13 protein-coding genes are annotated in these 13,258 nt (G+C 61.8%); 5 read left to right on the forward strand and 8 right to left on the reverse strand.

Annotation, left to right across the window (positions count from 1 at the left end; genetic code table 11):
• Nucleotides 1-117 precede the first annotated feature (117 nt).
• The 3 genes from AC1RT4_RS19010 to AC1RT4_RS19020 are packed head-to-tail and all read left to right on the forward strand — an operon-like array spanning nucleotide 118 to nucleotide 3,776.
• Nucleotides 118-1,671 carry a TolC family protein gene (locus tag AC1RT4_RS19010; RefSeq protein ID WP_493087027.1) on the forward strand — a complete coding sequence of 518 codons (1,554 nt, stop codon included), beginning with the start codon at nucleotides 118-120 and terminating at the stop codon, nucleotides 1,669-1,671.
• Entirely contained in the window at nucleotides 1,664-2,761 is a 1,098-nt protein-coding gene (locus AC1RT4_RS19015) for an HlyD family secretion protein (protein WP_480401498.1), read from the forward strand. The genes AC1RT4_RS19010 and AC1RT4_RS19015 overlap by 8 nt, the downstream gene beginning before the upstream one ends.
• Nucleotides 2,751-3,776, forward strand: coding sequence for a DUF2955 domain-containing protein (locus AC1RT4_RS19020; protein ID WP_493087029.1), 1,026 nt, complete (start codon nucleotides 2,751-2,753; stop codon nucleotides 3,774-3,776). Before AC1RT4_RS19015 ends, AC1RT4_RS19020 begins: the two co-directional genes overlap by 11 nt.
• Here AC1RT4_RS19020 and AC1RT4_RS19025 read toward each other — a convergent pair.
• From AC1RT4_RS19025 to AC1RT4_RS19040, 4 genes are all read right to left on the reverse strand, one after another.
• Nucleotides 3,761-4,201, reverse strand: a complete 441-nt coding sequence (locus AC1RT4_RS19025) for a hypothetical protein (protein ID WP_493087031.1) — start codon at nucleotides 4,199-4,201, stop codon at nucleotides 3,761-3,763. The two genes, AC1RT4_RS19020 and AC1RT4_RS19025, sit on opposite strands and share 16 nt — an antisense overlap.
• A 78-nt stretch (nucleotides 4,202-4,279) precedes the next feature.
• The gene (locus tag AC1RT4_RS19030) at nucleotides 4,280-5,299 is read right to left on the reverse strand and encodes an AbrB family transcriptional regulator (protein ID WP_493087033.1); all 1,020 of its coding nucleotides are present in this window, start codon (nucleotides 5,297-5,299) and stop codon (nucleotides 4,280-4,282) included.
• Nucleotides 5,300-5,338: 39 nt separating this feature from the next.
• Nucleotides 5,339-5,761 carry an HD domain-containing protein gene (locus AC1RT4_RS19035; protein WP_260523093.1) on the reverse strand — a complete coding sequence of 141 codons (423 nt, stop codon included), beginning with the start codon at nucleotides 5,759-5,761 and terminating at the stop codon, nucleotides 5,339-5,341.
• Nucleotides 5,762-5,777: 16 nt separating this feature from the next.
• Nucleotides 5,778-6,167 carry a hypothetical protein gene (locus AC1RT4_RS19040; protein WP_493087036.1) on the reverse strand — a complete coding sequence of 130 codons (390 nt, stop codon included), beginning with the start codon at nucleotides 6,165-6,167 and terminating at the stop codon, nucleotides 5,778-5,780.
• Nucleotides 6,168-6,728: 561 nt separating this feature from the next.
• Here AC1RT4_RS19040 and AC1RT4_RS19045 point away from each other — a divergent pair.
• Complete coding sequence (locus AC1RT4_RS19045; protein ID WP_493087038.1) at nucleotides 6,729-6,914, forward strand: hypothetical protein; 186 nt, start codon at nucleotides 6,729-6,731, stop codon at nucleotides 6,912-6,914.
• An 83-nt stretch (nucleotides 6,915-6,997) separates the two neighbouring features.
• Here the strand turns inward: AC1RT4_RS19045 and AC1RT4_RS19050 are convergent, their stop codons facing one another.
• The 4 genes from AC1RT4_RS19050 to AC1RT4_RS19065 form a co-directional block, all read right to left on the reverse strand.
• Nucleotides 6,998-7,546 carry a cupin domain-containing protein gene (locus tag AC1RT4_RS19050; protein ID WP_007957093.1) on the reverse strand — a complete coding sequence of 183 codons (549 nt, stop codon included), beginning with the start codon at nucleotides 7,544-7,546 and terminating at the stop codon, nucleotides 6,998-7,000.
• Nucleotides 7,547-7,751: 205 nt separating this feature from the next.
• Nucleotides 7,752-9,035: an NAD(P)/FAD-dependent oxidoreductase gene (locus AC1RT4_RS19055; protein WP_439821153.1), complete on the reverse strand. Its 1,284-nt coding sequence runs from the start codon at nucleotides 9,033-9,035 to the stop codon at nucleotides 7,752-7,754.
• Nucleotides 9,036-9,087: 52 nt separating this feature from the next.
• Nucleotides 9,088-10,578 carry an aldehyde dehydrogenase gene (locus tag AC1RT4_RS19060; protein ID WP_127797639.1) on the reverse strand — a complete coding sequence of 497 codons (1,491 nt, stop codon included), beginning with the start codon at nucleotides 10,576-10,578 and terminating at the stop codon, nucleotides 9,088-9,090.
• Between the two features lie 78 nt (nucleotides 10,579-10,656).
• A complete protein-coding gene (locus AC1RT4_RS19065) occupies nucleotides 10,657-12,033 on the reverse strand; it encodes a glutamine synthetase family protein (RefSeq protein ID WP_007957099.1) in 1,377 nt (458 codons plus the stop codon).
• 282 nt (nucleotides 12,034-12,315) lie between these two features.
• Here AC1RT4_RS19065 and AC1RT4_RS19070 point away from each other — a divergent pair, with 282 nt between their 5' ends.
• Nucleotides 12,316-13,077: a gamma-glutamyl-gamma-aminobutyrate hydrolase family protein gene (locus AC1RT4_RS19070; protein ID WP_007957108.1), complete on the forward strand. Its 762-nt coding sequence runs from the start codon at nucleotides 12,316-12,318 to the stop codon at nucleotides 13,075-13,077.
• Nucleotides 13,078-13,258 lie beyond the last annotated feature (181 nt).

Here is a 13,258-nt window from a genome sequence, read left to right on the forward strand (position 1 = left end):
TTTCGTCGGGGGCGGTTCAGGGGAGTTCGCCTGAAAAAGCGTAGCAGCTGATTGCTTCGATCAACCCGCAATCTGCGGTCTATGCTCCAGTGACATTTCCCGCTGGGGCCTCCCGGTATGCCTGCAACGCCAGCCCTGCTGATCCGTCCCGGCCACCTGCTGCTGCTCGGTGTGCTGAGCCTTGGCGGCTGCCTGCGGCTGGGCCCGGATTTCCAGCCGCCGGCCGAGGACTGGAGCAAGCAATGGCAAAGTCCGGCACTGGAGCAGGCCAGCGAACGCGGCACGCTGCCGGACCTGCGCCAATGGTGGCAGGTGTTTGCCGATCCGGTGCTCGACCGCTTGATCAGCGACGCCGAAGCCCGCAACAGCAGCCTGAAAATCGCCGGCCTGCGGGTCCTCGAAGCCCGCGCGCAACTGGGCATCGCCGACAGCGGTCGCTACCCGCAACTGCAACAGGCCAGCGCCGACAGCCTGTACATCGACCGCCATCAGTCCGGCGGCAACAACCCGCAGGACTTGCACTTCTGGCAGCACAGCGCCGCGTTCGATGTCGGCTGGGAACTGGATTTCTGGGGCCGTTTCAGCCGCGCCATCGAATCCGCCGACGCCAGCTACTTCGCCGCCCAGGCCAACTACGAAGACGCCCTCGTGCTGCTGCGCGCCCAAGTGGCCGACACCTACTTTGCCTTGCGCACCACAGAAGCCCGGCTGCGGGTCGCCCGGGAAAACGCCGCCCAGCAAAAACGCAATTTCGAGATCACCGAAAAACTCTTCCGCAGCGGCCAGACCGCCGAACTCGACCTGCAACAGGCCAGAACCCAATACCTCGGCACCCTGAGCAGCATTCCGGCGTTCGAAGACCAATTGCTGCGCACCCGCAATGCGCTGGCGGTGCTGGTCGGCCAGCCGCCCGGTGGTGCGGCGTTTCTGGCCGAACAACCGGGGCTGATTCCGCTGGTGGATCGCGCCGTGTTGCAGGACGTTCCGGCCAACCTGCTGCTGCGCCGTCCCGATGTGCGCGCCGCGGAGCTGAACGTTGCCGCGCAATCGGCGCTGGTCGGCGTGGCCGAAACCGACCTGTACCCCTCGCTGACCTTGCTCGGCAGCATCGTCTGGTCCAGCGACACCCTCGGCGCCACCCCGCGCAGCCTCGACCTGATCGGCGGCCCGAGCCTGCGCTGGAACCTGTTCGATTACGGCCGCATCCACAACAACATCCGCGTGCAGGACGCGCGCTTGCAGCAACTGATCGAGGCCTATCGCGACAAGGTTCGCCAGGCTGCCCGCGAGGCCGACGACGCCGCCAGCGGCCTGACCAAAGCGCTGGAACGCGAACGCATTCTCGGCGAGGCCGAAGGCGCGGCGCGGCGTTCGCTGGTGCTGGCCAACACCCAATATCGCGAAGGTTATTCAGACTTTCAGCGGGTGCTCGACGCCCAGCGTGCGTTGCTGGAGCTACAGGACAACTATCTGGTCAGCCGCAGCAACGCCGTGAGCAATCTGATCGCTTTGTACCGCGCCGTCGGTGGCGGCTGGCAAAGCGCCGGGCCGCAGATCGATCCAGCGACCCGGCAGCAGATGCAGCAACGCACCGACTGGGGTGATCTGTTGAGCGCCCCGCCGCCGAAACCGACCTATCCGATTCCCTCGCAGGTAGACCGCCATGAGTGATGAAGCGCCGCCGGATCCGGCGAAAAAAGGCATCCGCTGGGTGCTGTTGGTGATAGTGCTGAGCCTGGTCTGGTATCTGCTGGCCGACCGCTTTACGCCCTACACCCAGCAGGCGCGGGTCGGCGCATTCGTGATCCCGGTGGCGGCGGAAGTCGCGGGCCGGGTGATCAAGGTCAACGTGCGCAACAATCAGGACGTGCAGGCCGGCGATATCCTCTTCGAGCTCGATCCACAGCCGCTGCAAATCGCCGTCGACCGGGCTCGCGCCGATCTGGAAAACACCCGGCGTACGGTCGGCGCCAGCACCGCCGGCATCGCGTCGGCCCAGGCGTCCTTGCGGGCCGCGCAAGCCAATGAACTCAAGGCGCGCCAGGACAATCGACGGCTTGAGGGCCTGTACAAAGAGGATCCGGGCACGGTGTCTGTAAGGCTTTTGGAAGTCTCCCGGGCCAACCACGAAGCGGCGGTCAGCAAGGTCGCCGCCGCCCGGGCCGAAGTGCTGCGTGCGCAGGAGCAGGAAGGCGGCAATACCGACACCAACGCCAAACTGCTCAGCGCCGCCGCCACGCTGGCCAAGGCCGAACTGGATCTGGCCAACACTCGCATCGGCGCGCGTTCGGCGGGCCTGATCACCGACCTGCGCACCGACGTCGGCCAGTTCGCCGCTGTCGGCAGTCCGGTGATGACGCTGATCACGATCCAGGACGTGTGGGTCAGCGCCGACCTCACCGAAAACAATCTTGGCCGGATCAAGCCCGGCACGCCGGTGTCGATCATCCTCGACGCCCTGCCCGGCGAAGTGCTCGACGGCCGGGTGCGCAGCGTCGGGTATGGCGTCAGCGTCGGCCAGACGCCGCCGCCCGGCACCCTGCCGACGATCCAGAACAGCCGCGACTGGTTGCGTCCGGCCCAGCGTTTTCCGGTGATCATCGAGTTCAGCGAAGAGGCGAAAAAGCGCCTGTTCGAGAGCCGTTCGATTCGTGCCGGCGGGCAGGCGGAAGTCATGGCGTTTCCCAGTGAGGGCAATCTGCTCAATCCGCTGGGGCGGGTGTTTGTCTGGCTGATGAGCTGGCTGTCGTATGCCTATTGAACGCAGAATCCCGGCGCAACGGGCCTTGCGCCTGGCCTGCGGCACGGCGTTGTGCACCGCCGCCAGTTACGGCCTCGCTCTGCCGCTGTCGTTTCTATCGCCGGTGTTAGCGTTGTTGCTGCTGGCCAGCATGCCTCGACCGTTGCCAGTCAAAATGGCGCTGGTGCTGACATTGGTCGCCGCGTTTACCACCAGTCTCGGCCTGTTGCTGGTGCCGTTGCTGCGTTATTACCCGGTGTGCGGCGTGCTGCTGATCGGTGTCGGGCTGTTTCTGGTGTTTACCTACGGCTTGCGCGGCGGCAACGTGCTGATCATGACGTTTCTGGTGATCGGCATGACCATGATCTCCGCCGCGGGCTACGCCTCATTCGAGCTGGCGATGGCGGTGATCGGCGCGCTGGTCAAAGGCCTGTTGCTGGCCGTCGTCATCGTCGGCCTGAGCCACGTCCTGTTCCCGGAACCGGCCAACAGCCCCGCGCCACCATCCGCTCCCGCCCTGCCCGCCGAAGACGTGCCCCGCGTAGCGATGCGCGCAACATTGATCGTGCTGCCAACCTTCCTGCTGGTGCTGATCGACCCGGCGAGCTACCTGCCGATCATTCTCAAAGCCGTCAGCCTCGGCCAGCAAAGTACCACCACCCGCACCCATCACGCCGGGCGCGAATTGCTCGGCTCGACTTTATTGGGCGGACTGCTGGCGGTGTTGTTCTGGTGTGCGTTGAGCCTGTTCGTGCACCTGTGGATGTTCTTTCTGTGGATGCTGCTGTTCGGGCTGTTTGTAGCGCGCAAACTCTATCGGCTGCACCCGACGCAACTGACGCCGGGGTTCTGGCTCAACACCCTGATCACCATGATCATCCTGCTCGGCCAATCCGTTGAGGACAGCGCGGCGGGCAAGGACGTCTACACCGCCTTCGCGGTGCGCATGGGGTTGTTCATTCTGGTGACGCTCTACAGCGGCGTGATGATGCACCTGCTCGTCGCGCACCGGGAAAGCCGTCAGGGCGTGACCTGATAACCCCGCCCTTGCAGGCAACCGGTGTAGGCGCTTGAACTGGCTGAAGCATCGTTCCGGCGCTGCTCGCGCCGATCCTGTCGCTGCCGCGCACCGCCGACTACCGCACCGGCGGCAGCCGTCTCTTTGGCTCGGTTCTGGCGGTAATCCTGCTTGCGGTCATCGTCCACAGCTTCGTAGAACTCGTCGTGCTGACGACCGCGCACTTCCGCGGCGGTGGCGCCGGCAGCCGCACCCACAGCAGCGCCCTTCAACCGACCGCCGGCCTGAGGTGTCGACGTGGTTGAGGTGGACGCGATGGAGTGGCAGTCATTGATGTCGATCTGGGTTTGCTGGGAAGTCTGGCCCTTGAGCGGGACGACGGATTCGGCGCTGGCCTGTGTGGCGCACAGGCAAGCTGCGATGAACAGTGAATGGCGGAACATGATGACCTCCGACGCGGCGGGGTTGCCTGTGGGGCGGGGTAATCTGGGAGTGTAGTTCACGGGGCGCAATGCCCGTGTTCAAGCGTCCTCCCGCACCCGCCGCACCTGCACCAGCAACGCCGGCGCAAAGTGCAGCACCACCATTCGTGCCAGATGGTGAGTCAGGATAAACACCACATTCAGCCCGCCGGCGAACGCCACGATTGCGATGGTTTCGATGGCCCCCGGCATGTAGGCGAGCCACAGCGACAACGCATCGCTGCCCAGCAACCGTGCCGCCGCCAATGCAAAAACCGCCGCGACCAGAATCATCAAACCCACCGACACCAATGCCGTGCGGCCATGACGTCCCAGTTCCGCGAGACCCAATCCCTGGAATCGCGAGCCGATCCGTACTCCGAGAATCAGCGCCGCCAGATTCAAACTCCAGTCCGGCATGTGAAAACCCTGAAGCCATCCCGATTTCACGAACACGGCGGTGATGATGATTGCCGTCAACATGAACGGCGCCGGCACGCCAACGGCCAGCAGCAAACGCCCGACCACCACGCTCAAACCGATCACCGACAGCACGGTCAACGCCATGCCCGTCGACAGCGGACCAACTTCGGCCGCCGCAACCGGTGCCGTTCCGGGAATCAGCAAACTCACCAGCACCGTGATCAGCAGCAGCCGCATCAAGTGCACGATGATCACCTTGCTCGACGCCTGATGCGATTCCAGCAAATCAAACACCGCCGCCAGCGCGCCCGGATACACCGCCAGCAAGGCATCCGTGCGATTCCACCCCGCCCCGCGCGACAGCCACCACGCGGCCAGCGCCACTTGCACTGCCAGACACAGCAGCAACACGCCGAGGCTCGGCAACATCGTCGAGACCGTCGCGCTGTCCCAGGCTTCGAACATCAACCCGGTGGCGATGCCCAGCGTTACCTGGATGTAGCCCAGGCCATAGGGCGTCGCTGGCGCGAATTTGAATTTGGTGACGACCAGTGCCGTCACAAGAATCGAGCCCAACAGCAAACCGTGGGGCACGCCTTCGAACTGCAACAGTGCGCCGAAGCCGGCAGCAATCAACAAACACAGAATCGATTTCATGGTCGCCTTCCTGGCTATTCAAGGTGCTTTTCAGTTAAGTCAGGCGCGCAGCCGTCCGATCGCCCGCCGGTATTTTTCGATCCGCTCCAGATCCTCCCAACTCGGCGAGGCAATCCGCGACAGGTCGCTGTTCTCTTCCAGATCCGCCAGCTTCACCACCCGCCCGATCGGGTTCTGCGCCGCGCGCTCGACGAAGTCCTCGTAGGATTCACCCGGCACTTTGGTCACCGACTCGATGGCTGACAAGACTTCCTCGCTGAAGCCTTCCTTGCGCAAATCCTCAAGGCTGATGCCGCAGTCCTCGACCACATCGTGCAACACCGCGACGATGCGCTCTTCCAGGCTACTCATGCGCAACATGACCTTCAGCGGATGCAAAATATACGGCGCGCCGCCCTTGTCCACCTGCCCCGCGTGGGCCGTGGCGGCAATCGCGATGGCGCGTTCCAGAGTCTGAGTCATGGGGGGATTCCTCGGGTCAGACGCCGTACCGGCCGCCAATGTAGAAGTGACGCTTGAACCAGCGCCCAATCGCCTGCAAACGCCCGGCTGGCTGCGCCGGCTCGGCATAGCGCTGGAGGATCAGCGAGACCAGATCAGCCTGACTCTCTCCCGAATGCGCGTCCATCAACTCGGCCACCCAGGCGCATCCAGCCTTCTTCAAATGCTCCCGCCACTCGCCCGGCCAGCCATCCAGCTCATCCAGCGCCAACCACCGCGCACCGCCCTGCTCGACATGCCCGCCGCCAATCGATTGCTCGAAGCAGAACGGCGTCGCCGGGCGGGACAGATCGATGCTGAAGATGTAGATGTCCTGGGTTTTGTGCTGCGGCGTGGGGGCGTTGTTGCGGCTGCCGATGTGAATCATGCGCGGTTCCGTCCGTGGGAGAGGCGTTACAACTTGTTTCGCAGTCTACGACGTGGTGCCGATGGGGGGAACCTTTGGTGATGAGCCGGGTTGTGACAAGTGAAAGGTTTGACTGGGTAGTCCGGGAAATCCGTTTCAGTCGGCCACAAAAAAGGGACACCGTTGGGTGTCCCTTTTGCGTTTGGATTCAAGCCGAGCGCGCAAATCATGGTTGTGCATTCAACTCCAAGACCATGCCGAACAAGACATCAACACCGTCACCACCCTCGCAAGAATCATTGTGCAAGAAGTGAAGGATGTTTTTGGGGTGATTGAGCGAAGGCGGATTTGACATTTAACTCACAACGTTTCAAGAAAGTTTTCTATTGAAACAGCCCTCTTGAAATACGAGCGCACGTCACAACGTCAATTAACATCTTAAAAATTACTCTTTAATTATAAAAAACTCTAAAAACCTGTCAGTTCCAACAGGTGCCATCTCTACCAACTTCATCGACTCTATATTGGCGAATAACAAGATCACTTCGCAAAAAGCAGGATAATTCTAATTAAGGAAAAATTATGAAAATCAATAAAAAATCTATCATCCTTCCCTCACTTTTCTTCGCAATGAGTGGTATCGGCTACGCAGGCACAGCATTGGCTAGCCTTGCAAGCACCGAGTTGTCTGTGAAAGAGCAAAAAGTGATTTATGCAGAGCAATGCGCAGAAGAGGACAAAATCGACGGAAAATGTACTCAAAAATAACGATAGACGAAAAAGAGAAACCGCACTTTTGCGGTTTCTCTAGAGTACTTATTACATGCACTACGGACTGATAAAATCCGAACTCAAAAATTCGCCGGCGTATTCGCACTAATAATCTCCGCCTCATCCGCTCCAATATTCCGGAACTTGTGCGGCAGCGTCGTCGGAAAGTAATAACCATCCCCCGCACTCAACACACTCACCTGCCCATCCACCGTCAACTCCACAGTCCCACGCGTCACCAACCCACACTCCTCACCTTCCGAGTGAACAATCGGCTCTTCCCCCGAACTCGCGCCCGGCGCGTATTGCTCGCGCAGCAAGCGCATCTGGCGGCTGGGGACCGAGGCGCCGATCAGCAGCAGGCGCAGGCCGTGGCGGCCGAGGTCGGGTTGTTCGTTGGCGCGGAAGACGTATTGGTGTTCGCGGGGGGGCTGGTCGAAGGTGAAGAAGTCGGCCAGGGACATCGGGATGCCTTCGAGCAGCTTTTTCAGTGAGCTGACGGAAGGACTGACACGATTCTGTTCGATCAGGGAGATGGTGGCATTGGTCACGCCGCTACGCCGGGCCAGCTCGCGCTGGGAGAGTTTGTAGCTTTCGCGTACTAGTTTGAGTCGAGAACCCGTATCCATGACAGCCTTATGTGAGAACGACTTAAGGGCAATGGGGGTGGGTGGCGGGTGCCGCGCAGGTCGCGCGGATCACGTTGCTCCCGTGTCCCGGAACCGTGAAAGGCGGCTATTAAATCACGTTTGTTGGTGTTGCTCAGCAGGTTCGATGGACGGCACATGAAAAAGCCGGCGGCGCCCTTTTTGGGGGCGTCGCCGGCGAGGTTAATCAGATGCCGAAACGGTCGCGCAGCGAGTAGTACACGGCGCCGAGGGCGGTCAGTGGCGCGGAGAAGGTGCGGCCGCCGAGCATCGGCATGTGTGGCAGGGAGGCGAAGGCGTCGAAGCGTTCGGCGTCGCCGCGGATCATTTCCGAGATCAGTTTGCCGGCCAGGTGCGAGCAGGTGACGCCGTGGCCGCTGTAGCCCTGCATGTAGTAGGCGTTTTTCTCGATGCGGCCGAATTGCGGCATGCGTGACATGGTCAGCAGGAAGTTGCCGGTCCAGCGGTAGTCGATTTTCACGTCCTTGAGCTGCGGGAAGGTCTTGAGGATCTTCGGGCGGATCAGGGTTTCGATGTCGTCCGGTTCACGGGCGCCGTAGACCACGCCGCCGCCGTAGAGCAGACGGTTGTCGGCGGTGAGGCGGTAGTAGTCGAGCAGGTAGTTGCAGTCCTCGACGCAGTAGTTGTTGGTGATCAGGCTGCGGGCCTGTTTCTCGGTCAACGGTTCGGTGACGCAGATCTGCGAACCGCACGGCATGCTCTTGGCCGTCACGCGGTTGTCGAGGCCTTGCGGCAAGTAGGCGTTGCCGGCGATCAGCAGGTACTTGGCGCGGACCTGGCCTTTGGCGGTGCGCACGACGTTGGGCTCGCCGTATTTGATTTCCACGGCGGCGGATTGCTCGTAGATCTTGCCGCCCAGACGCACGATGGCCGCGGCTTCGCCGAGGGCCAGGTTCAGCGGGTGGATGTGGCCGCCCTGCATGTCCAACAGACCGCCGACGTAGGCGTCGGAACCGACTTCGCGGCGGATGTCCGCAGCGTCGAGCATCTTCAGGTTTTTATTGCCGTAACGTTCCCAGCTACGTTTTTGTTCGGCGAGTCCCTTGAGCTGTTTGTTGTTCATCGCTGCGAAAATGCCGCCCGGGCGGTAGTCGCATTTAATGTCGTATTCCTTGATGCGCGAACGGATGATGTCGGCGCCTTCGAAGATCATGCTGCCGAGGATTTCGGCAGTCTTGTCGCCGTAGCGCGCTTCGATCACGTCGACGTCGCGGCTGTAGGAGTTGACCAGTTGACCGCCGTTGCGACCGCTGGCGCCGTAGCCGACTTTCGCCGCTTCCAGCACCGTCACCTTGTAGCCGGCTTCGCTCAGGAACAGTGCCGAAGACAGGCCGGTGTAGCCGGCGCCGATGATGCAGACATCGCACTCCACCGACTCTTCGAGGACCGGGAAATCGATCACTTCGTTGCGGGTGGCGGCGTAGTAGCTGTTCACGTGTTGTTGTTTCATTTTTTTATTCTCCGAGGGTCGCCGGTTGCAGGCGACCACCGCTGTAAAAGAGTCAGAGCTTGATCCAGGTCGCTTTCAGCTCGGTGTACTTGTCGAACGCGTGCAGCGATTTGTCGCGACCGTTGCCCGACTGTTTGAAGCCACCGAACGGCGCGGTCATGTCGCCGCCGTCGTACTGGTTGACCCACACGCTGCCGGCGCGCAGGCCACGGGCGAAGGTGTGAGCCTTGCTCAGGTTGCTGGTCCAGACCCCGGCGGCGAGGCCGAAGATGCTGTCGTTGGCGATGTGCAGTGCTTCTTCAACGGTGTCGAAGGTGATCAGCGACAGCACCGGGCCGAAGATTTCTTCCTTGGCGATGGTCATCGCGTTGGTCACGCCGTCGAAAATCGTCGGCTCGATGTAGGTGCCGCCGGTTTCTTCGAGGGTGCGCTGACCGCCGGCGATCAGCTCGGCACCCTGCTCGCGGCCGATGCTGATGTAACGCAGCACGTTGTCCAGTTGACGCTGATCGACCACGGCGCCGACGGTGGTCGCCGGATCCAGGGCGTGACCCGGTTTCCACGCTTGCAGCGCTTCCACCAGCAGCGGGATGAACTGCTCGCGGATCGAACGCTCCACCAGCAGGCGCGAACCGGCGGTGCAGACTTCGCCCTGGTTGAACGCAATGGCGCCGGCCGCCGCTTGTGCTGCCGCGCGCAAGTCCGGTGCGTCGGCAAACACCACGTTCGGGCTCTTGCCCCCTGCTTCGAGCCAGACGCGTTTCATGTTGCTTTGGCCGGCATAAATCATCAGTTGCTTGGCAATCGCCGTGGAGCCGGTGAAGGCCAGCACGTCAACGTCCATGTGCAGCGCCAGCGCCTTGCCGACGGTGTGGCCGAAGCCTGGCAGGACGTTGAACACGCCTTTCGGAATGCCCGCGTCCAGCGCCAGCTGAGCGATGCGGATCGCGGTCAGCGGCGATTTTTCCGAAGGTTTGAGGATGAACGAGTTACCCGCCGCCAGCGCCGGGGCGAATTTCCAGCTGGCCATGATCAGCGGGAAGTTCCACGGCACGATCGCAGCAACTACGCCGGACGGCTCGCGGGTGACCAGACCGAGCTGGTCGTGCGGAGTGGCGGCGACTTCGTCGTAGATCTTGTCGATGGCTTCGGCACTCCAGCGGATCGCGTTGGCGGTCGCGGGGATGTCGATGCTCATCGAGTCGCTGATCGGCTTGCCCATGTCGAGGGTTTCGAGCAGCGCCAGTTCTTCCTGGTGTTGCAGGATCAGGTCGGCGAAGCGGATCAGGATGCGCTTGCGCTCGGCCGGGGCTTTGTTGGCCCACACGCCGGAGTTGAAGGATTGGCGCGCGGCTTCGACGGCGAGGTTGGCGTCGGCTTCATCGGTGCTGGCGACGGAGGCCAGGAAACGGCCGTCGACGGGGCTCAGACATTCGAAGGTTTCGCCGCTGATGGCCGGGCGGTATTCGCCGTTGATGAAGGCACGGGATTCGAGGGTCAGGGACTGGAAGCGTTGTTCCCAGTCGTTGCGGGTCATGGTCATGGGGGTGACTCACACAGAGAAAGAGGTGACCGCCGCTCACATGGGAGCGGCGATGCTTGTGAGGTGAGCGCTTGAGCGTCAGACGGTATGCAGATACCAGTTGTACTCAAGGTCAGAGATCGAGTTTTCGAACTCGGCCAGCTCGCTTTCCTTGCACGCGACAAACACGTCGATGTACATCGGGTCGATGTAGCGGGCCATGACTTCGCTGTCGTCCAGCTCACGCAGGGCGTCGCGCAGGTTGTTCGGCAGGCTCTGTTCGTTCTGCTCGTAGCTGTTGCCTTCGACCGGGGCGCCCGGCTCGATTTCGTTGGTCAGGCCGTGGTGAATACCGGCCAGCACGGAAGCCATCAGCAGGTACGGGTTGGCGTCGGCACCGGCGACACGGTGCTCGATGCGCACGGCGTCCGGCGAACCGGTCGGCACGCGGACGGCCACGGTACGGTTGTCGATGCCCCAGCTCGGCGAGTTCGGCACGTAGAACTGCGCGCCGAAGCGGCGGTACGAGTTGACGTTCGGGCACAGGAAAGCCATTTGCGCAGGCAGGGTCTCCAGCACACCGCCGATCGCGTGGCGTAGCGCAGCGTTCTGCTCGGGATCCTCGCTGGCGAAGATGTTGTTGCCTTCTTTGTCCAGAATCGAAATGTGCACGTGCAGACCGTTGCCCGCCTGGCCCGGATACGGCTTGGCCATGAAGGTGGTGTCCATCTCGTGGTCGTAGGCGATGTTCTTCACCAGACGCTTGAGCAGGACGGCGTAGTCGCACGCCTTGATCGGATCGGAGACGTGGTGCAGGTTGACTTCGAACTGCGCCGGGGCGCTTTCCTTGACGATGGCGTCGGCAGGAATGCCCTGCTCTTTCGCGCCTTCAAGGATGTCTTGCAGGCAGTCGACGTATTCGTCGAGATCGTCGATCAGGTAGACCTGGGTCGACACCGGACGCTTGCCCGAAACCGGCGAACGCGGCGATTGCGGACGGCCGTTCACGTTGTCCTGGTCGATCAGGTAGAACTCGAGTTCGAACGCGGCGCAGATGGTCAGGCCCATTTCGTCGAACTTGCGCACCACGTTGGCCAGCACTTCACGCGGGTCGGCGAAGAACGGCTCGCCTTCCAGTTCGTGCATGGTCATCAGCAGTTGTGCGGTCGGGCGCTTCTGCCAGGGCTCGATGCTCAGGGTGCCGGGGATCGGGTAACAGATACGGTCGGAGTCGCCGATGTCCAGGCCCAGACCGGTGCTTTCCACCGTGGAGCCATTGATGTCGAGGGCAAAGAGCGAGGCCGGCAAGTTGATGCCTTTCTCGTAAACCTTATGAAGACTGGTGCGCTCGATGCGCTTGCCGCGCACCACACCGTTCATGTCTGCAATCAGAAGGTCGACGTACAAAACCTCAGGATGTTTCTTAAGGAATGCGTTTGCTTCGTTGAGTTGAACGGCACGCAGAGGGACCGACATGATGCACCTATTTAGCTGTTAATTATTATGTTCACTGCTGTTTCGCCGAGCCAGTCAACCCGAACGGCAAAGTGAAGTCAATAGCGAACATAGGGCCGCTCAGCGTTTATTTTTCGGGCTTTTTTTAACACTCTCATGCCAAAGCAGGCGCCAGAGCCCCGGTCTTGATGAAGATTTGATGAACGGCGTTTAGAATTTTTTACATGGGAGTTGTTAATTAAAATCAACGAGGCTAAGCTCCGGAAAAGCTCGTTCAAGTGTCAAACTTCGAGGTGAATAAAAATGGCATTCAAGCCATTGATCGGCGTTACTGCGTGCGTCAAACAGATTGGCCTGCACCCCTATCACATCAGCGGCGACAAGTACGTTCGCGCTGTCAGCGTTGCGGCGCTGGGGTTGCCCGTCGTCATTCCTTCCCTTGGCAAACTGACTGAAATCGAAGACCTGCTCGGTCAACTCGACGGTCTGTTGCTGACCGGCTCGCCGTCCAACGTGGAACCTTTCCACTATCAGGGCCCGGACAGCGCTCCCGGCACGGATCACGATCCGGCGCGGGATGCCACTACCCTTCCTCTATTGCGTGCAGCCATCGCGGCGGGCGTTCCGGTACTCGGCATCTGCCGGGGTTTCCAGGAAATGAACGTGGCGTTCGGCGGCAGCCTGCACCAGAAGGTGCATGAGCTGCCGGGCATGCTCGATCACCGCGAAGCCGACAGCCCGGATGTCGCCGTGCAGTACGCCCCGGCCCATGCCGTGACGGTGCTGGCCGGCGGCGTGTTCGAAGCGCTGGAGCTGCCGGGTGAATTCCAGGTCAACTCGATTCACAGTCAGGGCATCGACCGCCTCGCTCCCGGCCTGCGCGCCGAAGCCGTGGCGCCGGACGGCCTGATCGAGGCGGTCTCGGTGGAGCACAGCCCGACCTTCGCCCTCGGCGTGCAATGGCACCCCGAATGGCAAGTGCTGGACAACCCGAACTACCTGCGGATTTTCCAGGCGTTCGGCGAGGCCTGCCGCCAGCGTGCGGCGCGACGCAACCAGCGCTGACGCCACCCAACGATTGCAAAACCATTTACTGCCCCCGCGGGGTCGGCGGCTGCGCGTTTGCGCATCCGTCATCCGCGATCAGCAACACACCGCGAAAACAAAAAGCACCACCCGGCAGCCAGGACGGCGGCGCCGAACAACCCGCACGGTGCGGGTCTGCAATCCACTCTTAAGCCAGGCC

This window comes from Pseudomonas sp. GW821-FHT11D10 (genome assembly GCF_058808435.1).

Excerpts from the sequence above, each read along its gene's own strand:
- AC1RT4_RS19010 (WP_493087027.1), top strand. The coding sequence starts at position 118 with ATGCCTGCAACGCCAGCCCTGCTGATCCGTCCCGGCCACCTGCTGCTG.
- AC1RT4_RS19015 (WP_480401498.1), top strand. The coding sequence starts at position 1,664 with ATGAGTGATGAAGCGCCGCCGGATCCGGCGAAAAAAGGCATCCGCTGG.
- AC1RT4_RS19020 (WP_493087029.1), top strand. The coding sequence starts at position 2,751 with ATGCCTATTGAACGCAGAATCCCGGCGCAACGGGCCTTGCGCCTGGCC.
- AC1RT4_RS19025 (WP_493087031.1), bottom strand. The coding sequence starts at position 4,201 with ATGTTCCGCCATTCACTGTTCATCGCAGCTTGCCTGTGCGCCACACAG.
- AC1RT4_RS19030 (WP_493087033.1), bottom strand. The coding sequence starts at position 5,299 with ATGAAATCGATTCTGTGTTTGTTGATTGCTGCCGGCTTCGGCGCACTG.
- AC1RT4_RS19035 (WP_260523093.1), bottom strand. The coding sequence starts at position 5,761 with ATGACTCAGACTCTGGAACGCGCCATCGCGATTGCCGCCACGGCCCAC.
- AC1RT4_RS19040 (WP_493087036.1), bottom strand. The coding sequence starts at position 6,167 with ATGATTCACATCGGCAGCCGCAACAACGCCCCCACGCCGCAGCACAAA.
- AC1RT4_RS19045 (WP_493087038.1), top strand. The coding sequence starts at position 6,729 with ATGAAAATCAATAAAAAATCTATCATCCTTCCCTCACTTTTCTTCGCA.
- AC1RT4_RS19050 (WP_007957093.1), bottom strand. The coding sequence starts at position 7,546 with ATGGATACGGGTTCTCGACTCAAACTAGTACGCGAAAGCTACAAACTC.
- AC1RT4_RS19055 (WP_439821153.1), bottom strand. The coding sequence starts at position 9,035 with ATGAAACAACAACACGTGAACAGCTACTACGCCGCCACCCGCAACGAA.
- AC1RT4_RS19060 (WP_127797639.1), bottom strand. The coding sequence starts at position 10,578 with ATGACCATGACCCGCAACGACTGGGAACAACGCTTCCAGTCCCTGACC.
- AC1RT4_RS19065 (WP_007957099.1), bottom strand. The coding sequence starts at position 12,033 with ATGTCGGTCCCTCTGCGTGCCGTTCAACTCAACGAAGCAAACGCATTC.
- AC1RT4_RS19070 (WP_007957108.1), top strand. The coding sequence starts at position 12,316 with ATGGCATTCAAGCCATTGATCGGCGTTACTGCGTGCGTCAAACAGATT.